Source organism: Pantoea sp. GCM10028869, assembly GCF_042666835.1.
In the GTDB taxonomy this organism is placed as follows: Bacteria; Pseudomonadota; Gammaproteobacteria; order Enterobacterales; family Enterobacteriaceae; genus Pantoea; species Pantoea leporis.
Genome location: NZ_JBHTGO010000016.1, coordinates 1 through 25,742, shown reverse-complemented (window position 1 = coordinate 25,742; position 25,742 = coordinate 1). Strand labels below are relative to the sequence as shown.

Genomic DNA, 25,742 nt, shown 5'->3' with positions numbered 1-25,742 from the left:
ATATTTTTTTGCGTCCGGAGACGCGGATATCAATCCTGCGAGTGCCCACACAGATTGTCTGATAAATTGTTAAAGAGCGTTGCGAACAGCGGCTGAACCGTCTGTCGCGAGGTGGCGTATACTACGCAACTCTCCTTCGGAGTCAAACACTTTTTTCAGTGTTTTCATCCGGCGGGATGAATTTCTTCACTCCCTGCCGAGTCGTCTGCGTTGCCGCTTTGCCGTCTCAGTGGTGGCGCATTATAGGGATCCGAATTTTTTGCACAACCCCTTTTTTCGATCTTTTTAATCGACTGGCGAGTTTTCACTCTTTTCGCTGCGATCGCGAGCGATCCGCTCAAAAATCATCTTGTTTATCCGCCTTTTAAGCCGCAGGCTTGGGTAAAAACGTAAAAGGAGAAGATCATGTCCACAGCCCTACGACCTTATAAGAACCATTTCCCGCAACAAGGCGATCGCGTGATGATCGATAACAGCAGCGTGGTGGTGGGTGAAGTACAACTCGACGATGACGTTAGCATCTGGCCGCTGGTTGCGATTCGTGGTGACGTCAATAAAGTGGTGATAGGCAAAAGAAGCAATATTCAGGATGGCAGCGTATTGCACGTCACTCACAAGTCCAGCAGCAATCTGGAAGGTTATCCGCTGATTGTTGGCGAAGATGTCACGGTAGGGCATAAAGCGATGCTGCACGGCTGTACTATCGGCAATCGCGTACTGGTTGGAATGGGATCCATTCTGCTGGACGGCGTGATCGTTGAAGATGATGTGATGATTGGCGCTGGCAGTTTGGTGCCGCCAGGTAAACGACTGGAAAGTGGCTACCTGTATTTAGGCAGCCCGGTTAAGCAGGTCCGCCCACTCAGTGAAGCGGAAATCGCCGGGCTGCTTTACTCATCCAATAACTATGTCGGTTGGAAGAATGAATATCTCTCTCAGGAAAGCCAATCTCATTCCTGATCGCCAATTTTATCCCTGCTGCATCGACTGCTTTAGTTTGGCTATCACTGGCGTGATCTCTGGCATCACGCCATGCCATAAATGGAAAGCGTGAGCGGCTTGCCCTACTAACATGCCAACACCATCCGCCAGCTGCTGCGCGCCCTGCTGCTGGCACCACAGTAAGAATGGCGTCAAACCTTGTTGATAAAACATGTCATAACAACGCGTTTGCGCATTAATTAGCGATGTGGCTAACGCCGGAACTTTGCCATCAACACCGCTCGAGGTCGCATTAATGATCAGATCAAATTGCTGATCCGCTAATTGCTCAAAGCTGGCCGCTTTGATATCCCCGCTATGCTGGAAAATCTCTGCCAACTGCTCGGCGCGTGCCACGGTGCGATTCACTACCACCAGCGAACATCCGAATGAAAGCAGCGGCAGGATTACGCCACGCGCAGCACCACCGGCGCCCACCAGCAGAATTCGATCGCCTGGATGGATCATCTGCAGTCGTTCCAGATCGCTGAGCAAGCCGATGCCATCGGTGTTATCGCCGAAGATCTTGCCCTGCGCATCTTTCTTTAACGTATTAACCGCACCAGACAATGCCGCACGCTCGCTAAGCTCATCGGCAAATTCCCACGCCTGCTGTTTAAAAGGCAGCGTGACATTGGCACCTTTGCCGCCATGCGCAAAAAAATCGGCGATCGACTGAGGAAAACCCTCAAGTGGCGCGCACTCCTTGCCATATTGATGCTCAATGCCGGTTTGCTCAGCGAACAAGCTATGAATGAAAGGAGATTTGCTATGCGCAATCGGGTGACCAAATACGGCAAAATTTTCCATGCGTTAGCCCTGACGAATAAGTTCACCGCTAATAACGTCGCGGATTTCAGAAGGATTCAGTCGCCCACCCGTTTCAGCATGTAAGACCGTGAACTGCGGACCAAATTGCTTAGCAACCTCTTCCGCATTACGACAAGGCGGTTCGCCGGAAAGATTGGCGCTGGTCGAAACCAGAGGTTTACCAAAACCGCGACACAAAGCCTGTACGTCAGGATGATCGCTAACGCGAATGGCCAGTGAGTCAAAACGCCCCGTTAACCAACGCGGCGTATGTGGCGAAGCTGGCACTACATAGGTTACCGGGCCAGGCCAACTGGCAAACATACGCTCGCGCTGCAGCACAGAGAGTTCACGGTCGGCGATATAAGGTTCCAGCTGCGCGTAATCGGCTGCAATCAAAATGAGTCCCTTCTCGACTGGACGCTGCTTGAGCGCCAAAAGCGCCATTACGGCATTCTCGCTGTCGGGATCGCAGCCCAATCCAAATACGGCTTCGGTTGGATAGGCGATAACTTCCTGTTGCTGTAGCCTCTCAATGCAAAAATCGAGACTACCCGCTGAATACTGGCTTGGCTTCATGATGATGATGCGTCCTGGACAATGGGCTTACCGCAGCGTTTGCTGGCGCAGAAGCGCTTCATGCCTTGTGCGGTTTTCTTCTCTATTAATAAAGGGAACTGGCAATGCGGGCAAACGCCTTCAACCGGCGCTGCGTTAAGGACAAACTGGCAATCTGGATAGCGATCGCAAGAGTAGAAGGTTTTGCCATAGCGCGAGCGCCGCTGTACCAGTTTACCGCTCTGACATTGCGGACAGGCGATAGCTGTTTCATCAGGCTTGTCGATAGTTTCGGTGTAATCACATTCCGGGTAGTGACTGCAACCCACGAACATGCCAAATCGCCCCTGACGCAGAACTTTGTCTGCGCCACACTGGGGGCATGCATGGCCTTCCAGCACTTTAACGACGTGTCCATCTCCCTGACTTTTCAGCGGGCGAATGTAATCGCAGGTTGGATAATTTACACACCCCAGAAAAGGGCCGTGTTTGCCGGAACGTATGGCTAATTCTGCCCCGCAAGCGGGGCAGGGATCGTGTTTAGGCACGGAAAATAGTGCTGATTTACTCATATTACCGGTTGCATCAATAGCCAATTATTAATGCAGCATACCTTCATTGACGTCGAATAACAGTTCTTCCATTTGCTGATAGGCGTTTTCACATCCTGGAATGTTAAACAGCACCATCAACACCACCCATTTGAGATCTTCAAGATCGAATTCGAGGGTATCAAGGGCCATTACACGTTCGATGACCATCTCGCGCGTTTCCATATTCAGCACCTGGACCTGTTCCAGGAACAAAATAAAACCGCGACATTCTGCATCTAAACGCTGGTTTTCCTCTTCGGTATAGATTCGCATTGAGAGCGGATCGTTTGCCATGAGTACTGGCGCAACCAAGCCTTCCTGATAATCCGCTAACCGCTCAAGCCAATTCAACGCATTGTAGATATCTTCACGATGAAAACCGGCATCGGTTAAATCATCGGTCAATTTATCCTGATCAACGCGCATTTCAGCTTCGTTGTGGATATACGTCTCAAACAAGTACATAAGTACGTCGAACATGGCATGCCCTCCTCAATCGGACATAGCCGCCGGGTACAGCTGCGATCCATCCTGCTAACTCCAGCTCCAGCAGGTGAGCTGCGATAACTGGCACAGGTTGGCCGGCACGTTCAGCGACGACGTCAACAGGTGTAACCTCATCACCTACGTTAGCCAACACAGTTGCAAATGGCAATGGCACATCGTCACTGTGTTGTGAATATATTGTTTCTGAACTGCTATCAGGCAACCATTGCAGCGTTGAATGTAAATCTTCAAGGATATTGTTAGGATGCGCCACCAGCAGCGCGCCTTGCTGTATAAGCCAGTGCGTACCTTCACTACCCGGATTGCCTAGCGCGCCGGGTAATGCATAAACGTTACGATTTTGTTCCAAAGCGTAGCGTGCCGTCACCAGCGAACCGCTTTTTAACGTGGCTTCAACTACCAGTACGCCAAGACTTAAACCACTGATGATGCGATTACGCCGCGGAAAGTTAACCGCATGCGGTGCCGTATCAAGGGGGAATTCCGAGATCAGTGCCCCACCGCCAGCGATGATCTCACGTGCTAACGCTTGATGACTTTTAGGGTAGATATGCTGCAGACCGCTGCCTAATACTGCAACGGTCTTGCCCTGCACTTCTAACGCGGCCCGATGCGCCACGCCATCGATTCCGCGTGCAAGGCCGCTGGTGATGGTCAATCCACTTAGCGCTAATTGCTGCGTAAACCAGCTTCCCCATTGCTTACCATAATGCGTGCAGTGACGGCTGCCCACGACACCGAGTTGGGGCGTCTGCAAGATGTCCATATTTCCCGCGACATACAGCAATGAGGGACGTCGACTGATTTCCGCTAACGCCGAGGGATAATGTTCGTCGATACAGGTAACTACATGATGCTGTTCATCCTCCAGCCATAGATGTGTTCGTGCTAACTGGCGTGGACAAAGCTCTTTAAACTGTTGTCGCTGGGTTTCGTTTAATCCCTGATCCAGTAAAAGATCGTCATCAACCTGAGCATTATCCTGCAATGCCTCAGCTAAATGTCTGACAACTCCAGAGCTTAAGCCTTTCACATTTGCCAGCCTGAGCATCCATTCAATTCTCTCCATGCTGCACTCCCTGTCAGCCGCGCTATCATGCGGTGCAATGCTGTCAATCAGACATCAAAAAGTCTACAATATGAGGCAGTAATCTTTTCTTCAACGCATACAGATCTGGATATTTATGTCAGTTTTGCAGGTATTACATTTCCCTGATGATCGCCTTCGCAAAATCGCTGCGCCGGTGGCAACCGTAAACGCAGACGTGCAGCGTATTGTCGACGACATGTTTGAAACCATGTACGCCGAAGAAGGTATTGGCTTAGCGGCGACCCAAGTCGATATTCATCAGCGCATCATTGTTATTGATGTTTCTGAAAACCGTGACGAGCGTTTGGTGCTGATTAATCCGGAACTGCTGGAAAAAAGCGGTGAAACCGGTATTGAAGAAGGCTGCCTTTCCATTCCTGAGCAACGTGCTTTTGTGCCGCGCGCAGAGTGGGTCAAGGTGCGTGCGCAGGATCGTGACGGCAAAAGCTTTGAGCTGGAAACCGACGGTCTGCTGGCGATTTGCATCCAGCATGAAATCGATCATCTCGATGGCAAACTTTTCATTGATTATCTGTCGCCACTGAAACGTCAGCGTATCAAACAGAAACTGGAAAAATTGGCCCGCCTAAACGCACGCGAAGATTAAGTGCTAATAGAAGGTTAAACTGTGTCTGCTCCGCTCAAAATTATTTTTGCCGGTACACCTGACTTTGCAGCGCGTCATTTAGACGCGCTGCTTGCTTCTGAGCATCAGGTTGTTGGCGTCTTTACCCAGCCCGATCGTCCAGCCGGACGCGGCAATAAGCTTACGTCAAGCCCAGTCAAAGTCCTGGCACAGGCGCACGATATTCCGGTATTTCAGCCAAAATCCCTGAAGCCTGAAGAGAACCAGCATCTGGTTGCCGATCTGCAGGCCGATATCATGGTGGTGGTCGCTTATGGCTTGATCCTGCCAAAAGCCGTGCTGGCGATGCCGCGCCTGGGTTGTATCAATGTGCATGGTTCGCTGCTGCCACGCTGGCGCGGTGCTGCACCCATCCAGCGCTCTCTCTGGGCCGGCGATACCGAAACCGGTGTCACCATTATGCAGATGGATGTTGGCCTCGATACCGGCGACATGCTGCATAAACTCTCCTGCCCGATTACGGCTGAAGACACCAGCGCGTCGCTGTATGAGAAGCTGGCGCAACTCGGCCCGCAAGGCATGCTGCTAACGCTGGATCTGCTGGCAAGCGGTAATGCCAGGCCAGAAGTTCAGGATGAAGCGCTTGTCTCTTATGCCGAGAAACTAAGCAAAGAAGAAGCACGTCTCGATTGGTCACTTTCCGCAGCGCAGTTGGAACGTTGTATTCGTGCCTTCAATCCATGGCCAATGAGCTATTTCATGATTGAAGAGCAACCGGTAAAAGTCTGGCAGGCAACGGTTTTGCCGCATCAGAACAAGCAACCCGGTGAAATCGTCCATGCTGATAAACAAGGCATTCAGATCGCAACGGCCGATGGTGTGCTGAATCTGGTATCGCTGCAACCTGCCGGTAAAAAAGCCATGTCCGCTCAGGACCTGCTCAATTCGCGCCGCGAATGGTTCGTACCTGGAACCGTTCTGGCCTGATCCTCCAAGCCCGGTTTGACCGGGCTTTTTGTTTGATGAAATAACATGAAAAAAGCTACCAACTTGCGCAGCCTGGCCGCGCAACTCATTGAACGCGTTGTGGACAAAGGCGAATCGCTGAGTGCCATTTTGCCGGGCGCGCAAAAGAACCTATCCGATAAAGATGGCGCGCTGCTGCAAGAACTCTGTTTTGGCGTGATGCGCACGCTGCCGCAGCTGGAAGCCTTAATCGGCAAACTGATGGAGCGCACCTTAACCGGTAAGCAGCGAGTGTTGCATTATCTGTTGATGGTTGGCCTCTATCAGCTGCTATATACCCGCGTGCCGGCCCATGCGGCACTGGCAGAAACCGTGGCGGGTGCTGAAGTGCTGAAGCGCACGGCTTTAAAAGGCCTGTTAAATGGCGTGTTGCGCCAGTTCCTGCGCCAGCAAGAAGCGCTGTTAGCCGAAGTCGATCAGGGCTCGCAACGTTACTGGCATCCAGGCTGGTTGCTGAAACGTCTGCAAGCGGCATGGCCAGAACAGTGGCAACAGATTGTTGAAGCTAACAATCAGCGACCGCCGATGTGGCTGCGAGTCAATCGCCAGCATTACAGTCGCGATGCCTGGCTGGCGCTATTGCAGGCAGAAGAGAAAGTTGCTTTTCCTGGCGATGCACAAGATGCATTGCGACTGGAATCACCCGCTCCAGTCAGCCAGCTGCCGGGTTTCGATCAAGGTTGGGTGACGGTGCAGGATCTTTCTGCACAACGTTGCGCACTGCTGCTTGAGCCAAAAGATGGGGAAACTATTCTCGATCTCTGTGCTGCTCCGGGTGGTAAAACCACGCATATCCTCGAAATCGCGCCGCAGGCCAAAGTCTTAGCCGTCGATGTTGACCCGCAACGCCTGCTCCGTGTGCATGAGAACTTACAGCGCTTGGGCATGCAGGCCGAAGTGCGTCAGGGCGATGGTCGTACACCGGCAGAATGGTGTGGTGATATGCTGTTTGATCGTGTCCTGCTCGATGCGCCCTGCTCTGCCACGGGCGTTATTCGCCGCCATCCAGACATCAAGTGGCTACGTCGCGATCGTGATATTCCTGAGCTGGCGAATCTACAGCGCGAAATACTTGAGGCCGTCTGGCCGCGTCTAAAATCTGGCGGCACGATGATATATGCCACCTGCTCAATATTGCCGGAAGAGAATCACAATCAAATCAGCGCCTTTTTGGCAGCGCACAGCGACGCCGTGGCCGAAACGTTACCACAGGGCCAGGCTAATGGCTGGCAGGTTTTCCCGGCCATCGATGGCGGCGACGGCTTCTTCTACGCTAAGCTGATGAAAAAATAGTGCTGCGCACACTGACAAGAGCATCTAAGCCATGAAAATCATTATCCTCGGCGCCGGCCAGGTCGGCGGAACCCTGGCAGAAAATCTGGTCGGGGAAAATAACGATATTACCGTCGTCGATAGCGATGCGACGCGTTTACGCGTATTGCAGGACAAATTTGATCTGCGCGTCGTGCATGGTCACGGATCACATCCGCGTATTTTGCGTGAAGCCGGTGCTGAAGATGCGGATATGTTGGTGGCGGTAACCAACTCCGATGAAACCAACATGGTGGCTTGTCAGATTGCGTATTCCCTTTTCAATACGCCCAATCGTATCGCGCGTATTCGCGCCGCTGAATACTTACGCGATGCTGAGAAACTGTTTGTACCTGAAGCCGTACCAATTGATCATCTGATCTCTCCTGAGCAGTTGGTGATCGACAATATCTACCGCCTGATTCAGTATCCTGGCGCACTTCAGGTAGTGAATTTTGCCGAAGGCAAAGTGAGCCTCGCAGTGGTAAAAGCCTATTATGGCGGACCGCTGGTCGGGAATCCTTTGTCGATCATGCGTGAACATATGCCGCATATTGATACGCGAGTCGCGGCGATTTTTCGTCAGGATCGCCCCATTCGTCCCCAGGGTTCTACGATTGTGGAAGCCGGCGATGAAGTGTTCTTTATTGCCGCGAGCCAACATATCCGCGCGGTGATGAGTGAAATGCAGCGTCTGGAAAAACCGTATAAGCGCATCATGTTAGTTGGCGGCGGCAATATCGGCTTTGGATTGGCGCAGCGGCTGGAAAAACAGTACAGCGTGAAGTTGATTGAACGTAATCAACAGCGCGCGGCAGAACTAGCAGAACGCTTGCACGATACTATCGTGTTTTACGGTGATGCCTCGGATCAGGAATTGCTGGCCGAAGAGCATGTCGATCAGGTGGATCTCTTCATCGCGGTCACTAACGACGATGAAGCCAATATTATGTCGGCCATGCTGGCTAAGAAAATGGGCGCGAAAAAAGTAATGGTGCTGATCCAGCGACGCGCCTACGTCGATCTTGTTCAAGGCAGCGTGATCGATATTGCGATCTCGCCGCAACAAGCCACGATCTCGGCGCTGCTAAGTCACGTACGTAAAGCCGATATAGTGGGCGTGTCCTCATTGCGTCGCGGTATTGCAGAAGCAATCGAAGCGATCGCACACGGCGATGAAACCACCTCACGCGTGGTTGGGCGTTTAATAGAAGATATTAAGTTGCCGCCGGGAACCATTATCGGTGCTGTGGTGCGCGGTGATGAGGTGATCATCGCTAATGATAACGTGCGCGTCGAACAGGGCGATCACGTAATTATGTTCCTGACGGATAAGAAGTTTGTGCCCGATGTTGAGCGCCTGTTCCAGCCAAGTCCATTCTTCCTGTAAAAGCTGCGGGCGAAAGCCCGCCGTGAAAATTTCGCTTAATCCATTGTTCTAATGGCAATTGCACAAAGGTTTGTTAGACTTTAGCCATTGGCCAAGGCAAGGAGATAACAATGAGTTTATTCAAAGAGTTTCGTGATTTTGCAATGCGCGGGAACGTGGTTGATCTGGCGGTAGGTGTCATCATCGGTGCCGCTTTTGGTAAGATTGTTTCTTCACTGGTCGCCAATATCATCATGCCGCCACTTGGCTTGCTGATTGGTGGCGTCGATTTCAAACAGTTTAAATGGATATTAAAACCGGCAGAAGGTGATATTCCTGCTGTGGTAATGGAGTACGGTAACTTTATTCAGACCGTGTTCGATTTCGTTATTGTTGCCTTCGCGATATTCCTGGCAATTAAAGTAATGAACAAGCTGTATCAGAAAAAAGAAGTTGAGAAAGCGGCACCTAAGCCGACGAATGAAGAGTTACTGCTCACTGAAATCCGTGACCTGTTAAAACAACAAAATCACGATAAATTATAATAAAAAAGCCGCCCAAGTAAGGCGACTTTTTTATCTTTAAAGAAGAAGGCCTGTGATAAACTTTTCTGCTTATCACAGGCCTCCCAGTTACGTCCTTTGCCATGTTTGTCTTTACGTTGATAGCTGCCCTTTCCTTTCTGATTCTTCTCAATGCGCTGCCTAAACAGTGGATCATGTAATAATGCTTCCAGTGCATTATCGTTGATTTTACCTTTTTGGTGCTGATAGCGAGTCATCTCGTCCTCCGGTTATTAACGGCGCAACTATATTCCTTCCAGCGCAAAATTCAATCCTTACTACAACAAATTTCAGGCTGCGGCTCCTCACCTCTCTCCAGAGCTTCAAGTATTGAACAGCAAGCGCTGCTATGTATGTCGCCACAGCAGGTTTCAGCTAAACGATGCAATGAACGTTGAATCGTCTGTAGTTCTGCAATCATGCCATTCACTTCATCCAATCGTTTCGCCACAATGGCTTTGGATTCCTGGCAAGTATGATGTTCAGGATCGATGCGGATTGACAATAAACCACGGATTGACTCTAAGCTAAAGCCGAGTTGGCGACCATAACGAATAAAACGCAGCCGCTGTAAATCATCGTCGCTATAAAGACGAAAACCGCCCTCAGTGCGTACCTCATGATTCATCATCTGCTGTTTTTCATAAAAGCGGATGGTGTCTGGCGTCACATCCGCCATTTTTGCCAGCTGGCCAATCCGATACATGCTATTTCTCCCGCTGCAAATGATGATGGATGTTATCGCTATACTCGCCGCGCAAAAATTCGGTACTGATTCCGGCTTGCTGGAGTTTTATTTCTAGCAAAGCTAAGCGTTTCGACAGTTCTCGCGCCTTGCCATCGTCAGGATCCAGTTCGCGTAGCAGATCGTTTACCGCCAATGCTTCTCGACGCATTTCAAGTTCCGGAGGTAAGTAACCAGAATTTTTCAACAGCCGATATGCCGTGCGCAGTTCAACTGGCACTCCGCTGTCATCATCTAGCTGTAAAGGTGCACCTTCGCCGGGCAAATTACTCAGCTCGCCCTTTTCCTGAGCTTCACGTATGTGTTGCTCTACAAGTTGATCAATTAGCCACATAAGGGAGTTCCTGATAGGTGTATCAGCCATCAGCATAGCGAAAGGGGAGTAAATGGAAAGGAATTACGGACAATAAAAAACCCGCCGAAGCGGGTTTTTTACGATACTGCAAATTACTCTGCAGTAGCTTCTGCTTGAGCTTCTGGACGATCAACCAGCTCGATGTAAGCCATCGGAGCGTTGTCACCAGCACGGAAGCCACACTTCAAAATGCGAGTGTAACCACCGGCACGGCTCGCGAAACGCGGGCCCAGCTCGTTAAACAGTTTTGCCACGATCTCGTTATCACGAGTGCGGGCGAATGCCAGACGACGATTAGCTACGCTGTCGGTCTTGGCAAGAGTAATCAGCGGCTCAACTACGCGGCGCAGCTCTTTGGCTTTCGGCAGAGTCGTCTTAATGATCTCATGACGAACCAGAGAACCAGCCATGTTGCGGAACATAGCCTGACGATGGCTGCTGTTGCGGTTCAGTTGACGACCACTCTTACGATGGCGCATGACCTTATCCTTCTCAGTGAAACCTTAACCTGTGATCGGGTTATTCATCAGCAATGCTTGCTGGTGGCCAGTTTTCCAGGCGCATGCCCAGAGACAAACCACGTGAAGCAAGCACATCTTTAATCTCGGTAAGAGATTTTTTACCCAGGTTAGGCGTTTTAAGCAGCTCAACCTCGGTACGCTGTACCAGATCACCGATGTAGTGGATAGCTTCTGCCTTGAGGCAGTTAGCAGAGCGGACAGTCAATTCCAGATCGTCAACAGGGCGCAGCAGGATCGGATCGAATTCTGGTTTCTCTTCTTTTACTTCCGGCTGACGTACATCACGTAAGTCAACGAAAGCTTCCAGTTGTTCTGCCAGGATGGTTGCCGCACGACGAATCGCCTCTTCAGGATCGATTGTGCCGTTGGTTTCCATTTCGATGACCAGCTTGTCCAGGTCGGTACGCTGTTCTACACGCGCTGCTTCAACATTGTAGGCAATACGGTCTACAGGGCTGTAGCAAGCGTCAACCAACAGACGGCCGATTGGGCGCTCATCTTCTTCCGAATGAATTCGGGCAGAAGCCGGCACATAACCACGACCACGCTGAACTTTGATACGCATGCTAATAGATGCGTTTTCATCGGTCAGGTGGCAGATCACATGCTGCGGCTTGACGATTTCAACATCACCGTCGTGGGTGATGTCGGCTGCAGTCACAGGGCCAATGCCAGATTTATTCAGAGTAAGGATGACTTCATCTTTACCTTGAACTCTTACCGCCAACCCTTTCAGGTTAAGCAGGATTTCCAGGATATCTTCCTGTACGCCCTCTTTGGTGGAGTACTCATGAAGCACACCATCAATCTCAACCTCGGTCACCGCGCAACCCGGCATGGAAGAAAGCAGAATACGGCGCAGTGCGTTGCCAAGAGTATGGCCAAAGCCACGCTCTAACGGCTCAAGGGTCACCTTGGCGTGCGTCGAACTCACTTGCTCGATATCTACCAGGCGCGGTTTTAGAAACTCTGTCACAGAACCCTGCATTGTGTCCTCTCTTTGGTACTAAGCTTTACTTAGAGTAAAGCTCGACGATCAGGTGTTCGTTAATGTCCGCAGACAGATCAGTACGTTCAGGAATACGCTTGAACACACCTTCCATCTTAGTAGCATCAACTTCCAGCCAGGTTGGCTTTTCACGCTGCTCAGCCAGCTCCAGAGCGGCCTTCACGCGAGATTGCTGTTTGGCTTTCTCACGGATGCTTACGACATCATTCGGAGATACCTGATAAGAAGCGATGTTAACAACGCGACCGTTCACCAGGATAGATTTATGGCTAACCAGCTGACGTGCTTCTGCACGAGTGGCGCCAAAGCCCATACGGTAAACAACGTTATCCAGACGGCCTTCCAGCAGGGCCAGCAGGTTTTCACCTGTGTTGCCTTTCAGACGTGCTGCTTCTTTATAGTAGTTGCGGAACTGACGCTCCAGCACGCCGTACATACGACGAACTTTCTGCTTTTCACGCAACTGGCCGCCGTAGTCAGACAGACGCGGTTTACGCGCACCATGCTGACCAGGTGGTTGTTCAATTTTGCACTTGGTATCGATCGCGCGAACGCCAGACTTAAGGAATAAGTCGGTACCCTCACGACGGCTCAGCTTGAGCTTAGGACCCAAATATCTTGCCATTTTCTTTCTCCAACTAACCTAAAAACGGGCGATTAAACGCGACGTTTTTTCGGCGGACGACAACCGTTGTGAGGGATTGGAGTCACATCAGTAATATTAGTGATGCGGAAACCAGCAGCGTTCAGAGCACGAATTGTTGATTCGCGTCCTGGACCCGGACCCTTAACCATAACTTCCAGATTCTTAATACCGTAATCTTTCACTGCTTCTGCACAGCGCTCTGCAGCTACCTGAGCAGCAAACGGAGTAGATTTACGTGAACCGCGGAAACCGGAACCACCGGCGGTTGCCCAACCCAGTGCGTTACCCTGACGATCAGTAATTGTAACGATGGTGTTGTTAAAAGATGCATGGACATGAGCCACGCCATCTGAGACTTGTTTTCTTACACGCTTGCGTGCACGAACTGGTGCCTTTGCCATTATTTACTCACCCCGATTATTTCTTGATCGGTTTACGCGGACCCTTACGGGTACGTGCATTGGTCTTAGTACGCTGACCGCGAACTGGCAGACCACGACGATGGCGTAAACCACGATAGCAACCAAGGTCCATCAGACGCTTGATGCTCAGGGTGATTTCACGGCGCAGATCACCTTCAACAACGAATTTACCAACTGCTTCACGCAGCTGTTCAATTTGTTCTTCAGACAGCTCTCTGATCTTAACATTTTCAGCAATACCCGTTGAAGCACAGATGGCTTTAGAACGAGTTTTACCGATACCGAAAATCGAAGTTAATGCGATAACGGTATGTTTTTGATCAGGAATGTTAATGCCTGCTATACGGGCCACTATGCACTCCTATAATTAAACAAATGCGTCCCATGCTGAAAAGCCCGTTTTCAGGATACTCAAATGGTAACGCATCGACATACAAAAGATTGGCTGGCTAATCTAGCCAGCTCAACCCGACTTTGCAAGAAAAATATGTGACAATATCAGCCTTGGCGCTGTTTATGCTTTGGCTCGGCGCTGCAGATCACACGTACGACACCGTCGCGGCGAATGATTTTGCAGTTACGACATAATTTCTTGACGGAAGCACGAACTTTCATTTTTACTCTCCGTAACTTCTCAAGCACCCGAATTAACGGCCGTAGCCCTTCAGGTTAGCTTTCTTCAATGCAGACTCGTACTGACTCGACATCATCAGAGTTTGCACTTGAGCCATAAAGTCCATGATGACGACCACTACGATGAGCAGCGATGTACCGCCAAAGTAGAATGGAACTTTCATAGCATCACGCATGAACTCCGGGATCAGGCAGATAAAAGTAATATACAGTGCGCCGATTAAGGTCAGACGTGTCATTACTTTATCGATGTACTTCGCCGTTTGCTCTCCCGGACGAATTCCCGGTACGAATGCACCAGACTTCTTCAGGTTATCTGCTGTTTCACGTGGGTTGAAGACCAACGCCGTGTAGAAGAAACAGAAGAAGATGATTGCAGTCGCATAGAGTAGCACATAAAGCGGCTGTCCTGGTTGCAAATACAGCGAAATTGTTGTCAGCCAGTTCCAACCGGTACCGCCCCCGAACCATGATGCTATGGTCGCCGGGAACAGAATAATGCTGGAAGCAAAAATAGCTGGGATTACGCCCGCCATATTCACTTTCAACGGTAAATGTGTGCTCTGTGCAGCATATACACGACGGCCTTGCTGACGTTTAGCGTAGTTGACCACAATGCGGCGCTGGCCACGCTCGACGAAAATAACAAAGAACGTCACTGCAAATACTAGAACTGCAACCAACAGCAACAGAAGGAAGTGCAGGTCACCTTGCCGCGCTTGCTCGATGGTATGGCCAATGGCCGGCGGGAGTCCCGCAACAATACCTGCGAAGATAATGATCGAGATACCGTTACCGATACCTCGCTCAGTAATCTGTTCGCCCAGCCACATCAGGAACATTGTCCCAGTAACCAGACTTACAACAGCGGTAAAGTAGAATGCAAAGCCTGGATTCATTACCAGCCCCTGCATTCCAGGCATATTCGGTAAACCGGTAGCAATACCGATCGACTGGAATACAGCCAGAACCAGTGTGCCGTAGCGAGTGTACTGGCTAATCTTGCGACGACCAGCTTCACCCTCTTTCTTAATCTCAGCTAACGCTGGATGAACCACCGTCAGCAGCTGGATAATAATAGAAGCCGAGATATACGGCATGATACCCAGAGCGAAGATTGAGGCACGACTGAGAGCACCACCAGAGAACATGTTGAACATTTCAATGATGGTGCCACGCTGTTGCTCAAGCAGTTTGGCAAGTACAGTGGCATCGATACCGGGGATTGGAATAAAAGAGCCAATTCGGAAGACAATGAGTGCACCGATTACAAACAACAGTCTGCGCTTCAGTTCACCAAAGCCACCTTTGGCACTTTGAAAATCTAATCCCGGTTGCTTTGCCATCTGCTACTTATTCCTCGATTTTACCGCCAGCAGCTTCGATTGCAGCACGAGCACCTTTGGTGACACGCAGACCGCGAACCGTTACCGGTGCAGAAACTTCACCAGAAAGAATCACTTTCGCGAATTCAATCTGAACACCGATAATATTGGCCGCTTTCAGCGTATTCAGGTCAACAATACCGCCTTCAACTTTCGCCAGATCAGACAGACGAACTTCTGTGGTGATCATTGCTTTGCGAGAGGTGAAACCGAATTTCGGCAGACGACGGTACAGAGGCATCTGACCACCCTCGAAACCGCGACGTACGCCACCGCCAGAACGAGAGTTCTGACCTTTGTGACCACGACCACCAGTTTTACCGAGGCCAGAACCGATACCACGACCCAGACGCTTAGAAGCGTGTTTAGACCCTTCGGCCGGAGACAGAGTGTTTAAACGCATCTCTTACTCCTCCACTTTCAGCATGTAGGAAATCGCGTTAATCATACCGCGTACAGCAGGCGTATCTTCACGCTCAACGGTGTGATTGATGCGACGCAGACCCAAGCCAACCAGAGTCGCTTTGTGCTTAGGCAGGCGGCCGATTGAACTGCGGGTTTGTGTAATTTTAATTGTCTTAGCCATCGTGATTACCCCAGAATTTCTTCAACGGATTTACCACGCTTGGCAGCGACCATTTCCGGAGAATTCATATTGCCCAAGCCATCGATAGTTGCACGAACCACGTTAATCGGGTTGGTAGAACCATACGCTTTAGCCAGAACGTTATGTACTCCAGCAACTTCTAAAACGGCGCGCATTGCACCGCCGGCGATGATACCGGTACCTTCAGAAGCTGGCTGCATGAACACACGAGAACCTGTGTGAGCACCTTTAACAGGGTGCTGCAGGGTGCCGTGAGTCAGCGCGACGTTAATCATATTGCGACGGGCTTTCTCCATCGCTTTCTGGATCGCTGCTGGAACTTCACGCGCTTTACCGTAACCAAAACCAACGCGGCCGTTACCATCACCCACTACAGTCAGTGCGGTGAAGGAGAAAATACGACCACCTTTTACAGTTTTAGATACACGGTTTACCGCGATCAGTTTTTCCTGCAGTTCGCCAGCTTGTTTCTCGATGTTTGACATCTTAGACCTCTACCTTAGAACTGAAGGCCAGCTTCACGGGCAGCATCTGCCAGTGCCTGGACACGACCATGATATTGGAACCCGGAACGGTCGAAAGAGACATTAGTAATGCCTTTCTCAACAGCGCGCTCAGCCAGAGCTTTACCTACAGCTGCAGCGGCGTCTTTGTTACCGGTATACTTCAGTTGTTCGGCAATAGCTTTTTCTACAGTAGAAGCAGCAACCAGAACTTCGGAACCGTTCGGGGCGATCACCTGTGCGTAGATATGACGCGGGGTACGATGTACCACCAGGCGAGTAGCACCCAGCTCTTTGAGCTTGCGACGTGCACGGGTCGCACGACGGATACGAGCAGATTTCTTATCCATAGTGTTACCTTACTTCTTCTTAGCCTCTTTGGTACGCACGACTTCGTCGGCGTAACGAACACCCTTGCCTTTATAAGGCTCAGGACGACGGTAGGCGCGCAGATCAGCTGCAACCTGACCAATCAGCTGTTTATCAGCGCCTTTCAGCACGATCTCAGTCTGAGTTGGACATTCAGCAGTGATGCCGGCCGGCAGTGCATGGTCAACAGGGTGAGAGAAGCCCAGGGCCAAGCTCACAGAGTTGCCTTTAACAGCTGCACGATAACCAACACCAACCAGTTGCAGCTTCTTGGTGAAGCCTTCGGTAACACCGATAACCATGCCGTTCAGCAGCGCACGAGCAGTACCTGCTTGTGCCCAACCATCCGCATAACCTTCGCGTGGAGCGAAAGTCAGGGCGTTGTCTGCATGCTTAACTTCTACAGCACTGTTGATAGTACGAGTCAGCTCGCCGTTTTTGCCTTTGATCGAAACTTCCTGACCGCTGAGTTTTACCTCTACGCCCGCAGGAACAACGACAGGTGCTTTTGCAACACGAGACATTTTATTCCTCCGATTACGCTACGTAGCAGATAATTTCGCCACCAAGACCAGCTTGGCGCGCTGCACGATCAGTCATGACACCTTTAGAGGTAGAGATTACAGCGATGCCCAGACCAGCCATTACTTTTGGCAGCTCATCTTTTTTCTTATAGATGCGCAGACCTGGACGACTAACACGCTGAATGCTCTCTACCACAGCCTTGCCCTGGAAATACTTTAAAGTAACTTCCAGTTCAGACTTGATATCGCCTTCGATTTTAAAATCTTCAATATAGCCTTCTTCCTTCAGCACGTTGGCAATTGCCACTTTCAGCTTGGAGGAAGGCATAGAGACCGCAACTTTGTTCGCGGCCTGACCGTTACGGATACGGGTCAGCATATCCGCGATCGGATCTTGCATGCTCATCTGTGTTACTCCCGTGATTCAAATGGTGACAATTACCAGCTAGCCTTTTTAAGACCCGGGATTTCACCGCGCATTGCGGCTTCACGGACCTTGATACGGCTCAACCCAAACTTCCGCAAGAAACCGTGCGGACGACCTGTCTGACGGCAGCGGTTACGCTGACGGGAAGGGCTGGAATCACGCGGCAGACTCTGCAGCTTGAGAACGGCATCCCAACGATCTTCGTCGGATGCGTTCACATCAGAAATGATCGCTTTCAGTTCAACGCGCTTGGCGAAGAACTTGTCTGCTAATTTCACACGCTTAACTTCGCGTGCTTTCATCGATTGCTTAGCCATTAAGTAACCCTACCTTACTTGCGGAATGGGAATTCAAAGGCAGCCAGCAGAGCACGGCCTTCATCATCAGATTTCGCAGTAGTGGTAATGGTAATATCCAAACCACGAACGCGATCGACTTTGTCATAATCGATTTCTGGGAAGATGATCTGCTCACGAACGCCCATGCTGTAGTTACCACGACCGTCGAACGACTTAGCAGATAAACCGCGGAAGTCACGAATACGTGGTACAGCAATAGTGATCAGACGCTCAAAGAACTCCCACATACGCTCACCGCGCAGAGTTACTTTACAGCCGATCGGATAGCCCTGACGGATTTTGAAGCCTGCAACTGATTTGCGTGCTTTGGTGATCAGCGGTTTTTGACCGGAGATTGCTGCCAGGTCAGCTGCTGCGTTATCCAGCAGTTTCTTGTCAGCGATCGCTTCACCAACACCCATGTTCAGGGTGATCTTCTCGACCCGAGGGACTTGCATGACAGAATTGTAGCCGAACTCTGTCATGAGTTTCTGGACTACTTCGTCTTTGTAGTAATCATGCAGTTTCGCCATCGTACTACTCCAAATTACTTGATAGTTTCGCTATTAGACTTGAAGAAACGGACTTTTTTGCCGTCTTCGAATCTAAAGCCTACACGGTCAGCCTTGCCGGTTGCCGCATTGAAGAGTGCAACGTTGGAAGCTTGAATAGCCGCTTCTTTTTCAACGATGCCACCTGGCTGGTTCAGGGCCGGAACCGGCTTCTGATGTTTCTTAACCAGGTTGATACCTTCAACGATGACTTTACCAGAAGTCAGGACGTTCTTTACTTTACCGCGTTTACCTTTGTCTTTGCCGGTAAGCACGATAACTTCGTCGTTACGACGGATTTTCGCTGCCATTGCTCGCTCCTTAGAGTACTTCTGGTGCCAGAGAGATAATTTTCATGAACTTTTCAGTACGAAGTTCACGAGTTACCGGCCCAAAAATACGCGTACCGATAGGTTGCTCGCTGTTATTGTTTAAAATAACGCATGCATTACCATCGAAGCGAATGACAGAACCGTCCGGGCGACGAACACCCTTCCTGGTGCGCACCACTACCGCTTTCAGGACATCACCTTTTTTCACCTTGCCACGAGGAATTGCTTCCTTGATGGTCACTTTGATGATATCGCCGACGCCTGCGTAGCGACGGTGCGAGCCACCCAGAACCTTGATACACATTACGCGACGTGCACCGGAGTTGTCGGCGACGTTCAGCATAGTCTGTTCTTGGATCATTTTAGTGCTCCGCTAATGTCAACTACTACTTCGGGACCCAAACCTCAGGTCGTTAAAAAGCCCCATAATTGAGGGCGCGGCATTATAACACCGGTTCTCGCACATGGGTAGAAAAAACGAACGGCTCAGACGAGCCGTTCGTTTTATTTTTTAGAGGAAACGGATTCTATTACAGAACCGCTTTCTCTACAACGCGAACCAGCGTCCAAGACTTAGTCTTGGACAGCGGACGGGTTTCGCGGATTTCAACCACGTCACCAATACCGCATTCATTGTTCTCGTCATGGATGTGCAGCTTAGTCGTACGCTTGATGAATTTACCGTAGATCGGGTGTTTCACGACACGTTCGATAGCAACAACTGCAGATTTCTGCATTTTGTCACTAATAACACGACCCTGCAGAGTACGGATTTTATCGGTCATTACGCCGCCTTCTCAGTCAGTAAAGTCTTAACACGTGCAACATTACGGCGAACTTCTTTCAGCAGATGGGTTTGCTGAAGTTGGCCGGATGCTGCTTGCATGCGCAGGTTAAACTGCTCACGCAGCAGGTTAAGTAGCTCAGTATTCAGCTCTTCAACGCTTTTTTCACGCAGCTCATTTGCTTTCATTACATCACCGTCTTAGTAACAAAGGTGGTTTTGATAGGCAGTTTTGCTGCTGCCAGCTTGAAGGCTTCACGGGCCAATTCTTCCGAAACTCCGTCCATTTCATACAGGACTTTACCCGGTTGAATGAGGGCAACCCAATACTCCACGTTACCCTTACCTTTACCCATACGCACTTCCAGCGGCTTCTCGGTAATTGGTTTGTCCGGGAATACACGGATCCAAATTTTACCTTGACGCTTAACTGCACGGGTCATAGCACGACGTGCTGCTTCGATCTGACGAGCAGTCAGACGACCACGGCCAACAGCTTTCAGACCGAAAGTACCGAAGCTGACATCCGTACCTTGCGCCAGACCACGGTTGCGGCCTTTGTGCACTTTACGGAATTTCGTACGCTTTGGTTGTAACATCAGCGACTCTCCTTACTTACGGCCTTTACGCTGCTGCTTTTTAGGTTGAGCAGCCGGTTCCGGTTGTTCAACAGCAGCCATACCACCCAGGATCTCGCCTTTGAAGATCCATACCTTAACGCCGATTACACCATAAGTGGTGTGCGCTTCAGAGGTGTTGTAGTCAATATCTGCACGCAGTGTGTGCAACGGTACGCGACCTTCACGGTACCATTCGGTACGTGCGATCTCGGCACCGCCCAAACGGCCGCTGACTTCGACTTTAATACCCTTCGCGCCCAGACGCATTGCGTTCTGTACAGCACGCTTCATAGCACGACGGAACATCACACGACGCTCCAGCTGTGAAGTGATGCTATCAGCAACCAATTTAGCGTCCAGTTCCGGCTTACGGACTTCGGCGATGTTGATCTGTGCAGGAACGCCAGCGATTTTCGCGACGACCGTACGCAGTTTTTCTACGTCTTCACCTTTTTTACCGATAACGATACCCGGGCGAGCAGTATGAATAGTCACACGGATGCTCTTAGCCGGACGCTCGATAACGATACGAGATACAGACGCTTTAGACAGTTCCTTGGTCAGGAACTGACGGACTTTAAAATCGCTGTCCAGGTTGTCAGCGAATTCTTTGGTGTTCGCAAACCAGGTAGAGTTCCATGGTTTTACAATACCCAGGCGAATACCATTAGGATGTACTTTCTGACCCATTGCTAGTCTCCAGAGTCTCAGCGATCGGACACAACCACAGTAATGTGGCTGGTGCGCTTCAGGATGCGATCTGCACGACCTTTCGCACGCGGCATAATGCGCTTCATGCTTGGGCCTTCGTCTACGAAGATTTTCGCGACTTTCAGATCGTCGATATCAGCGCCATCGTTGTGTTCGGCGTTCGCAATGGCAGATTCCAGGACTTTCTTAACCAACACAGCAGCTTTCTTGTTGGTGTAGGTCAGAATATCCAGAGCCTGCGACACTTTCTTACCGCGAATCAGGTCTGCCACCAGGCGAACCTTCTGAGCAGAAGAACGAGCATGGCGATGTTGAGCAATAGTTTCCATCTCTTCCTCCTACTTATTTCTTCTTGGCTTTCTTATCTGCAGCATGGCCGCGATAAGTACGTGTCGGTGCAAATTCACCCAGTTTGTGGCCGACCATTTCGTCGGAAACAAAGACAGGAACGTGCTGACGACCATTATGGACAGCGATGGTCAAACCGATCATGTTAGGGAAGATCGTTGAACGACGGGACCAAGTGCGCAGGGGCTTCTTGTCACCGCTTTCCACCGCTTTCTCTACCTTCTTCAGCAAGTGCAGGTCAATAAAAGGACCTTTCTTGAGAGAACGTGGCATGGCTTATCCTCTAAAATTATTTGCTACGGCGACGTACGATAAATTTATCAGTACGCTTGTTGCTACGGGTCTTCTTACCTTTGGTCTGAACGCCCCACGGAGTTACCGGGTGCTTACCAAAGTTACGACCTTCACCACCACCGTGCGGGTGATCGACTGGGTTCATCGCAGTACCGCGAACGGTAGGACGAACACCACGCCAACGGGTTGCACCAGCTTTACCCAGTACGCGCAGCATGTGCTCAGAGTTGCCGACTTCGCCAAGAGTTGCACGACATTCGGATTCAACTTTGCGCATTTCGCCTGAACGCAGACGCAGGGTAACGTAGGAACCTTCACGCGCAACGATCTGCACGTAAGTACCAGCTGAGCGAGCAATCTGACCGCCTTTGCCTGGTTTCATTTCTACGTTATGAACGGTAGAACCCACCGGGATGTTACGCATCGGCAGGGTGTTACCTGCTTTAATCGCAGCATCAACGCCAGATTGAATCTGATCGCCGGCTTTCAGGCCTTTAGGGGCCAGGATGTAACGGCGCTCGCCATCTTTGTACAGAACCAGTGCGATGTTCGCAGAACGGTTCGGATCGTACTCAAGACGCTCAACAACTGCTGGGATACCATCTTTGTTGCGTTTGAAGTCAACAATACGGTAAGCCTGCTTGTGACCACCACCGATATGACGGGTAGTGATACGACCATTGTTGTTACGACCACCGGATTTGCTGTTTTTTTCTACCAGCGGAGCAAATGGTTTGCCCTTGTGCAGCTCTGGGTTCACCACTTTAACTACGTGGCGACGACCCGGAGATGTCGGTTTACATTTAACAACTGCCATTGTCTTTCTCCTCCGACTTACTCAGCGCCGCCGACGAAGTCCAGATTCTGGCCTTCCTTCAGGGTGACGTAAGCTTTTTTCCAGTCGCTACGACGACCGATACGCTGTCCGTGACGCTTAACTTTCCCTTTAACTACCAGGGTGTTTACGTCTTTAACTTCCACTTCGAACAGCTTCTCAACAGCAGCAACGATCTCTGCTTTGGTCGCGTCTTTAGCAACTTTGAGAACGATGGTATTGGTTTTTTCCATCGCAGTAGATGCTTTTTCTGATACGTGCGGTGCACGCACTACTTTCAGCAGACGTTCTTCACGGATCATGCCAGCATCTCCTCAACTTGCTTAACTGCTTCCGCAGTCATAACGACTTTGTCGAAGGCGATCAGGCTAACTGGGTCGATGCCCGCTGCATCACGCACGTCAACCTTGTACAGGTTACGCGCAGCCAGGAACAGATTCTCATCCAGTTCACCGGTGATGATCAGCACATCTTGCAGCGCCATGTCTTTCAGTTTCTGTACCAGCAGCTTAGTTTTAGGCGCTTCTACAGAGAACGTCTCGACAACGATCAGACGGTCCTGACGTACCAGCTCGGACAGAATGCTTTTCAGCGCGCCGCGGTACATCTTTTTGTTAACTTTTTGACTGTGGTCCTGTGGACGTGCAGCGAAGGTTACGCCACCTGAACGCCAGATCGGGCTCTTTACAGAACCTGAACGCGCACGGCCGGTACCTTTCTGGCGCCAAGGCTTTTTGCCTGAACCAGTAACTTCAGCACGAGTCTTCTGCGCACGAGTACCCTGACGAGCACCAGCGGCATAAGCAACAACAACCTGGTGAACCAGCGCTTCGTTGAAATCACGACCGAAGGTAGTTTCGGAAACAGTCAGCGCGCTCTGCGCGTCTTTCAGTACTAATTCCATTGCTATCCCCTTACGCCTTCACAGCTGGTTTAACAATCAGATCGCACCCAGTTGCACCCGGGACGCCACCTTTGACCAGCAGCAGGTTGCGCTCAGCGTCAACACGTACTACTTCCAGGCTCTGAACGGTTACGCGCTCATTACCCAGCTGACCAGCCATTTTCTTGCCTTTGAACACTTTGCCCGGAGTCTGGTTCTGACCGATAGAACCCGGAACGCGGTGTGACAAGGAGTTACCGTGTGTAGCATCCTGGGTACGGAAGTTCCAGCGCTTAACGGTACCTGCGAAACCTTTACCTTTAGAGGTACCGGTAACGTCTACTTTTTTAACGTCAGCGAAAATTTCAACACTGATGCTCTGGCCAACAGAGAAATCTTCACCTTCGGTGCGGAATTCCCACAGACCACGGCCAGCGTCAACGCCAGCTTTAGCAAAATGACCTGCTTCAGGCTTGCTCACACGGCTTGCTTTTTTAGCACCAGTGGTAACCTGAATAGCTTGGTAACCATCGTTGTCCAGGCCTTTGACCTGAGTAACGCGGTTTGCTTCAACTTCGATAACGGTTACTGGGATTGAAACGCCATCTTCAGTGAAGATGCGGGTCATACCCACTTTTTTACCGACTAAACCAATCATTGTATCAACCTCTCAATCGCTCGATGACCTGATTAACCCAGGCTGATCTGCACGTCAACACCGGCAGCCAGGTCCAGACGCATCAGAGCATCAACGGTTTTTTCAGTTGGCTCAACGATGTCTACCAGACGCTTGTGAGTGCGGATTTCGTACTGATCACGCGCGTCTTTGTTAACGTGCGGAGAGATCAGAACGGTAAAACGCTCTTTGCGGGTTGGCAGCGGGATCGGACCACGTACCTGCGCACCAGTGCGCTTGGCAGTCTCAACGATTTCCGCGGTTGATTGATCGATCAGGCGATGATCAAACGCTTTAAGACGGATACGGATTCTTTGGTTCGACATGAGACCAAGGCTCCAAACATTTTATAAACGAAAAGAATTACTACCCGCATCCATTACGATTGATGGAGGAGTGTAATCGTTCAGCATATAACTCCCCAATTGGGAGTATTGTTAGGCGATACATAAACAGCTATCCCCTGCGATTCTGCTCGAATCGCGCCACACCAATATCGGCAGGCCCGCGCATTATACGTAAATCAGTTCAGGAAGCAACCCGTGTTGTGTTTTTAACCACATCAATCTGGTTACAGACCGAAAAAAACCCGCAGCAATCGTTTTGACTGAGCGGGCTTGCGTGACGATGGGCATATGGCTAATGTTCGTTCTGATCTTTTAATTGAGACTGAAGATAATTTTGCAGGCCGAGTTTGTTCACCAGATCGAGTTCCGTTTCCAGCCAGTCTATGTGCCCTTCCTCTTCCGTAAGAATCTCAATCATCATGTCTCTGCTGACGTAGTCATGAACCTTGTCGGCATAGGCTATCGCCTCACGCAAATCCTTTGCGCCTTCCAGTTCTAATGCCAGGTCAGATTGCAGCATTTCCGGCACGTCTTCACCGATGCGTAATCGACCTAGATCTTGCAGGTTAGGAATTCCTTCAAGAAAAAGAATGCGTTCGATATATTTGTCCGCATGTTTCATTTCATCGATTGACTCATGATACTCAACGTCATTGAGCCGGGTCAGACCCCAATTTTTGAACATACGCGCATGAAGGAAGTACTGATTAATCGCAACCAGTTCATTCCCCAGCAATTTGTTGAGATGAAATATGATTTTACTGTCGCCCTTCATTTTTGCTTCCTCCGCTTCCAACTAAATAGAGCGTAGATGCGGATGAAAGGAAGTCAAAAAAACGCGACAGTTATTGTGGGTATTAGGAAGTGCAGAATTACTTTATTAAGCTATCTCTTTGTAGAGCGGCACGTTTTGCAGTTCATCTTCCATAATTTCACGCGCAAACCGCACGCACTTGCCACATTGCTTTCCAATGGGAACCAACTGGCGCAATTGTTGAATCGATTTGGGTTGATAGCGGCGAACCACTTCGCGCAGAGTTTTATCACTCACGGCGTTACACAAGCAGACGTACATTTACTGCGGACTCCCGTACAATTTATGATCAAATTGTAAATGAGAATGGTTTTTATTTCAAACGCAGCTTTTATGTGGGATTAATCGAAACGGCAAAATTCAGACATAAAAAAAGAGCACCGAAGTGCTCTTTTTCATGCTGCGATGACTGCCGAAACAGCCATCAACATTAACGCAATTAAGCGATAATTTCAGCAACAACACCCGCACCAACAGTACGGCCGCCTTCACGGATTGCAAAACGCAGACCCTGATCCATAGCGATTGGCTTGATCAAAGTAACGGTCATTTTTACGTTGTCGCCTGGCATTACCATCTCAACGCCTTCTGGCAGTTGAACGTCACCGGTCACGTCAGTAGTACGGAAGTAGAACTGAGGACGGTAGCCTTTGAAGAACGGAGTATGAC

The 25,742-nt window shown here is 50.2% G+C and carries 44 protein-coding genes and 1 pseudogene; 6 read left to right on the top strand and 39 right to left on the bottom strand.

The features are described 5' to 3' along the window. Nucleotides 1-405: 405 nt before the first annotated feature. Nucleotides 406-960 carry a gamma carbonic anhydrase family protein gene (locus ACFQW4_RS23545; protein ID WP_377728034.1) on the top strand — a complete coding sequence of 185 codons (555 nt, stop codon included), beginning with the start codon at nt 406-408 and terminating at the stop codon, nt 958-960. A 9-nt stretch (nt 961-969) separates the two neighbouring features. On the opposite strand, the gene aroE is transcribed toward ACFQW4_RS23545, so the two are convergent. The 5 genes from aroE to dprA are packed head-to-tail and all read right to left on the bottom strand — an operon-like array spanning nt 970 to nt 4,518. Beyond that, nucleotides 970-1,791: a shikimate dehydrogenase gene (gene aroE, locus ACFQW4_RS23540; protein WP_192237059.1), complete on the bottom strand. Its 822-nt coding sequence runs from the start codon at nt 1,789-1,791 to the stop codon at nt 970-972. Nucleotides 1,792-1,794: 3 nt separating this feature from the next. Continuing rightward, the gene (tsaC, locus tag ACFQW4_RS23535; RefSeq protein ID WP_101762574.1) at nt 1,795-2,370 is read right to left on the bottom strand and encodes an L-threonylcarbamoyladenylate synthase type 1 TsaC; all 576 of its coding nucleotides are present in this window, start codon (nt 2,368-2,370) and stop codon (nt 1,795-1,797) included. Further along, nucleotides 2,367-2,921: a type I DNA topoisomerase gene (locus ACFQW4_RS23530; RefSeq protein ID WP_377728037.1), complete on the bottom strand. Its 555-nt coding sequence runs from the start codon at nt 2,919-2,921 to the stop codon at nt 2,367-2,369. The genes tsaC and ACFQW4_RS23530 overlap by 4 nt, the downstream gene beginning before the upstream one ends. Nucleotides 2,922-2,948: 27 nt before the next feature. Continuing rightward, nucleotides 2,949-3,422, bottom strand: coding sequence for a DUF494 family protein Smg (gene smg / locus ACFQW4_RS23525; protein WP_007891699.1), 474 nt, complete (start codon nt 3,420-3,422; stop codon nt 2,949-2,951). Next, complete coding sequence (gene dprA / locus ACFQW4_RS23520) at nt 3,394-4,518, bottom strand: DNA-protecting protein DprA (protein ID WP_110867590.1); 1,125 nt, start codon at nt 4,516-4,518, stop codon at nt 3,394-3,396. The genes smg and dprA overlap by 29 nt, the downstream gene beginning before the upstream one ends. A 115-nt stretch (nt 4,519-4,633) precedes the next feature. Here dprA and def point away from each other — a divergent pair, with 115 nt between their 5' ends. The 5 genes from def (at nt 4,634) to mscL (ending at nt 9,376) form a co-directional block, all read left to right on the top strand. Then, nucleotides 4,634-5,146, top strand: coding sequence for a peptide deformylase (gene def / locus ACFQW4_RS23515; protein ID WP_008104717.1), 513 nt, complete (start codon nt 4,634-4,636; stop codon nt 5,144-5,146). Between the two features lie 21 nt (nt 5,147-5,167). Continuing rightward, complete coding sequence (fmt, locus tag ACFQW4_RS23510; RefSeq protein ID WP_377728027.1) at nt 5,168-6,112, top strand: methionyl-tRNA formyltransferase; 945 nt, start codon at nt 5,168-5,170, stop codon at nt 6,110-6,112. A gap of 45 nt (nt 6,113-6,157) precedes the next feature. After that, nucleotides 6,158-7,444 (top strand): 16S rRNA (cytosine(967)-C(5))-methyltransferase RsmB, encoded by a 1,287-nt coding sequence (gene rsmB, locus ACFQW4_RS23505; RefSeq protein ID WP_377728024.1) that lies wholly within the window; start codon nt 6,158-6,160, stop codon nt 7,442-7,444. Nucleotides 7,445-7,475: 31 nt separating this feature from the next. After that, on the top strand, nt 7,476-8,852 hold the full coding sequence (gene trkA, locus ACFQW4_RS23500) for a Trk system potassium transporter TrkA (RefSeq protein ID WP_007891694.1): 1,377 nt from the start codon (nt 7,476-7,478) through the stop codon (nt 8,850-8,852). 110 nt (nt 8,853-8,962) lie between these two features. Then, the gene (gene mscL, locus ACFQW4_RS23495; protein WP_007891693.1) at nt 8,963-9,376 is read left to right on the top strand and encodes a large-conductance mechanosensitive channel protein MscL; all 414 of its coding nucleotides are present in this window, start codon (nt 8,963-8,965) and stop codon (nt 9,374-9,376) included. Here mscL and ACFQW4_RS23490 read toward each other — a convergent pair. The 34 genes and pseudogenes from ACFQW4_RS23490 to tuf form a co-directional block, all read right to left on the bottom strand. Further along, nucleotides 9,361-9,612 (bottom strand): alternative ribosome-rescue factor A, encoded by a 252-nt coding sequence (locus ACFQW4_RS23490; protein ID WP_377728020.1) that lies wholly within the window; start codon nt 9,610-9,612, stop codon nt 9,361-9,363. The genes mscL and ACFQW4_RS23490 overlap by 16 nt on opposite strands. Nucleotides 9,613-9,662: 50 nt before the next feature. Further along, nucleotides 9,663-10,100 (bottom strand): Zn(2+)-responsive transcriptional regulator, encoded by a 438-nt coding sequence (gene zntR, locus ACFQW4_RS23485; protein WP_101762568.1) that lies wholly within the window; start codon nt 10,098-10,100, stop codon nt 9,663-9,665. Nucleotide 10,101: 1 nt separating this feature from the next. Further along, on the bottom strand, nt 10,102-10,473 hold the full coding sequence (locus tag ACFQW4_RS23480) for a DUF1992 domain-containing protein (protein WP_101762567.1): 372 nt from the start codon (nt 10,471-10,473) through the stop codon (nt 10,102-10,104). 113 nt (nt 10,474-10,586) lie between these two features. Next, the gene (rplQ, locus tag ACFQW4_RS23475; RefSeq protein ID WP_008104728.1) at nt 10,587-10,973 is read right to left on the bottom strand and encodes a 50S ribosomal protein L17; all 387 of its coding nucleotides are present in this window, start codon (nt 10,971-10,973) and stop codon (nt 10,587-10,589) included. 40 nt (nt 10,974-11,013) lie between these two features. Continuing rightward, nucleotides 11,014-12,003 (bottom strand): DNA-directed RNA polymerase subunit alpha, encoded by a 990-nt coding sequence (locus ACFQW4_RS23470; RefSeq protein WP_007891688.1) that lies wholly within the window; start codon nt 12,001-12,003, stop codon nt 11,014-11,016. A 25-nt stretch (nt 12,004-12,028) separates the two neighbouring features. After that, entirely contained in the window at nt 12,029-12,649 is a 621-nt protein-coding gene (gene rpsD / locus ACFQW4_RS23465) for a 30S ribosomal protein S4 (protein WP_007891687.1), read from the bottom strand. Nucleotides 12,650-12,681: 32 nt separating this feature from the next. Beyond that, entirely contained in the window at nt 12,682-13,071 is a 390-nt protein-coding gene (gene rpsK / locus ACFQW4_RS23460) for a 30S ribosomal protein S11 (RefSeq protein WP_004160563.1), read from the bottom strand. 16 nt (nt 13,072-13,087) lie between these two features. Beyond that, nucleotides 13,088-13,444 (bottom strand): 30S ribosomal protein S13, encoded by a 357-nt coding sequence (rpsM, locus tag ACFQW4_RS23455; RefSeq protein ID WP_034830736.1) that lies wholly within the window; start codon nt 13,442-13,444, stop codon nt 13,088-13,090. A gap of 146 nt (nt 13,445-13,590) precedes the next feature. Further along, the gene (rpmJ, locus tag ACFQW4_RS23450) at nt 13,591-13,707 is read right to left on the bottom strand and encodes a 50S ribosomal protein L36 (RefSeq protein ID WP_004160566.1); all 117 of its coding nucleotides are present in this window, start codon (nt 13,705-13,707) and stop codon (nt 13,591-13,593) included. 32 nt (nt 13,708-13,739) lie between these two features. Continuing rightward, complete coding sequence (gene secY, locus ACFQW4_RS23445) at nt 13,740-15,071, bottom strand: preprotein translocase subunit SecY (RefSeq protein ID WP_007891686.1); 1,332 nt, start codon at nt 15,069-15,071, stop codon at nt 13,740-13,742. Between the two features lie 7 nt (nt 15,072-15,078). Continuing rightward, nucleotides 15,079-15,513 (bottom strand): 50S ribosomal protein L15, encoded by a 435-nt coding sequence (gene rplO, locus ACFQW4_RS23440; protein WP_007891684.1) that lies wholly within the window; start codon nt 15,511-15,513, stop codon nt 15,079-15,081. A 3-nt stretch (nt 15,514-15,516) separates the two neighbouring features. Continuing rightward, nucleotides 15,517-15,696: a 50S ribosomal protein L30 gene (gene rpmD / locus ACFQW4_RS23435; protein WP_007891681.1), complete on the bottom strand. Its 180-nt coding sequence runs from the start codon at nt 15,694-15,696 to the stop codon at nt 15,517-15,519. Between the two features lie 5 nt (nt 15,697-15,701). Further along, nucleotides 15,702-16,202, bottom strand: coding sequence for a 30S ribosomal protein S5 (rpsE, locus tag ACFQW4_RS23430; RefSeq protein ID WP_007891679.1), 501 nt, complete (start codon nt 16,200-16,202; stop codon nt 15,702-15,704). A 14-nt stretch (nt 16,203-16,216) separates the two neighbouring features. Next, nucleotides 16,217-16,570, bottom strand: coding sequence for a 50S ribosomal protein L18 (gene rplR / locus ACFQW4_RS23425; protein WP_008104733.1), 354 nt, complete (start codon nt 16,568-16,570; stop codon nt 16,217-16,219). 9 nt (nt 16,571-16,579) lie between these two features. Further along, on the bottom strand, nt 16,580-17,113 hold the full coding sequence (gene rplF, locus ACFQW4_RS23420) for a 50S ribosomal protein L6 (RefSeq protein WP_008104735.1): 534 nt from the start codon (nt 17,111-17,113) through the stop codon (nt 16,580-16,582). 13 nt (nt 17,114-17,126) lie between these two features. Further along, nucleotides 17,127-17,519, bottom strand: coding sequence for a 30S ribosomal protein S8 (gene rpsH, locus ACFQW4_RS23415; protein ID WP_007891668.1), 393 nt, complete (start codon nt 17,517-17,519; stop codon nt 17,127-17,129). Between the two features lie 32 nt (nt 17,520-17,551). Continuing rightward, the gene (rpsN, locus tag ACFQW4_RS23410) at nt 17,552-17,857 is read right to left on the bottom strand and encodes a 30S ribosomal protein S14 (protein WP_007891666.1); all 306 of its coding nucleotides are present in this window, start codon (nt 17,855-17,857) and stop codon (nt 17,552-17,554) included. A gap of 14 nt (nt 17,858-17,871) precedes the next feature. Continuing rightward, nucleotides 17,872-18,411 (bottom strand): 50S ribosomal protein L5, encoded by a 540-nt coding sequence (gene rplE, locus ACFQW4_RS23405; protein WP_007891665.1) that lies wholly within the window; start codon nt 18,409-18,411, stop codon nt 17,872-17,874. A 14-nt stretch (nt 18,412-18,425) separates the two neighbouring features. Further along, entirely contained in the window at nt 18,426-18,740 is a 315-nt protein-coding gene (rplX, locus tag ACFQW4_RS23400) for a 50S ribosomal protein L24 (RefSeq protein ID WP_007891664.1), read from the bottom strand. Nucleotides 18,741-18,750: 10 nt separating this feature from the next. Continuing rightward, nucleotides 18,751-19,122 (bottom strand): 50S ribosomal protein L14, encoded by a 372-nt coding sequence (gene rplN, locus ACFQW4_RS23395; protein WP_006120590.1) that lies wholly within the window; start codon nt 19,120-19,122, stop codon nt 18,751-18,753. 169 nt (nt 19,123-19,291) lie between these two features. Beyond that, the gene (gene rpsQ / locus ACFQW4_RS23390) at nt 19,292-19,546 is read right to left on the bottom strand and encodes a 30S ribosomal protein S17 (RefSeq protein WP_007891663.1); all 255 of its coding nucleotides are present in this window, start codon (nt 19,544-19,546) and stop codon (nt 19,292-19,294) included. After that, entirely contained in the window at nt 19,546-19,734 is a 189-nt protein-coding gene (rpmC, locus tag ACFQW4_RS23385) for a 50S ribosomal protein L29 (protein WP_007891662.1), read from the bottom strand. The genes rpsQ and rpmC overlap by 1 nt, the downstream gene beginning before the upstream one ends. Next, the gene (rplP, locus tag ACFQW4_RS23380; RefSeq protein ID WP_015962145.1) at nt 19,734-20,144 is read right to left on the bottom strand and encodes a 50S ribosomal protein L16; all 411 of its coding nucleotides are present in this window, start codon (nt 20,142-20,144) and stop codon (nt 19,734-19,736) included. The genes rpmC and rplP overlap by 1 nt, the downstream gene beginning before the upstream one ends. Before the next feature lie 12 nt (nt 20,145-20,156). Further along, nucleotides 20,157-20,855 (bottom strand): 30S ribosomal protein S3, encoded by a 699-nt coding sequence (rpsC, locus tag ACFQW4_RS23375; protein WP_007891660.1) that lies wholly within the window; start codon nt 20,853-20,855, stop codon nt 20,157-20,159. A gap of 17 nt (nt 20,856-20,872) precedes the next feature. Continuing rightward, nucleotides 20,873-21,205: a 50S ribosomal protein L22 gene (gene rplV / locus ACFQW4_RS23370; RefSeq protein ID WP_007891659.1), complete on the bottom strand. Its 333-nt coding sequence runs from the start codon at nt 21,203-21,205 to the stop codon at nt 20,873-20,875. A gap of 13 nt (nt 21,206-21,218) precedes the next feature. Next, the gene (gene rpsS / locus ACFQW4_RS23365) at nt 21,219-21,497 is read right to left on the bottom strand and encodes a 30S ribosomal protein S19 (protein ID WP_001138115.1); all 279 of its coding nucleotides are present in this window, start codon (nt 21,495-21,497) and stop codon (nt 21,219-21,221) included. 16 nt (nt 21,498-21,513) lie between these two features. Then, the gene (rplB, locus tag ACFQW4_RS23360) at nt 21,514-22,335 is read right to left on the bottom strand and encodes a 50S ribosomal protein L2 (protein WP_007891654.1); all 822 of its coding nucleotides are present in this window, start codon (nt 22,333-22,335) and stop codon (nt 21,514-21,516) included. A gap of 17 nt (nt 22,336-22,352) precedes the next feature. Next, a complete protein-coding gene (rplW, locus tag ACFQW4_RS23355) occupies nt 22,353-22,655 on the bottom strand; it encodes a 50S ribosomal protein L23 (protein WP_007891652.1) in 303 nt (100 codons plus the stop codon). Next, a complete protein-coding gene (gene rplD / locus ACFQW4_RS23350) occupies nt 22,652-23,257 on the bottom strand; it encodes a 50S ribosomal protein L4 (protein WP_007891650.1) in 606 nt (201 codons plus the stop codon). Before rplD ends, rplW begins: the two co-directional genes overlap by 4 nt. 10 nt (nt 23,258-23,267) lie before the next feature. Further along, entirely contained in the window at nt 23,268-23,894 is a 627-nt protein-coding gene (gene rplC / locus ACFQW4_RS23345; RefSeq protein WP_008104741.1) for a 50S ribosomal protein L3, read from the bottom strand. A gap of 32 nt (nt 23,895-23,926) precedes the next feature. Next, on the bottom strand, nt 23,927-24,238 hold the full coding sequence (gene rpsJ / locus ACFQW4_RS23340; protein WP_006120582.1) for a 30S ribosomal protein S10: 312 nt from the start codon (nt 24,236-24,238) through the stop codon (nt 23,927-23,929). 313 nt (nt 24,239-24,551) lie between these two features. After that, nucleotides 24,552-25,034, bottom strand: coding sequence for a bacterioferritin (gene bfr, locus ACFQW4_RS23335; RefSeq protein ID WP_101762566.1), 483 nt, complete (start codon nt 25,032-25,034; stop codon nt 24,552-24,554). Nucleotides 25,035-25,139: 105 nt separating this feature from the next. Further along, nucleotides 25,140-25,334 (bottom strand): bacterioferritin-associated ferredoxin, encoded by a 195-nt coding sequence (bfd, locus tag ACFQW4_RS23330; protein ID WP_008104746.1) that lies wholly within the window; start codon nt 25,332-25,334, stop codon nt 25,140-25,142. Nucleotides 25,335-25,512: 178 nt separating this feature from the next. After that, nucleotides 25,513-25,742: pseudogene (gene tuf / locus ACFQW4_RS23325) on the bottom strand (elongation factor Tu); the annotation flags it as partial.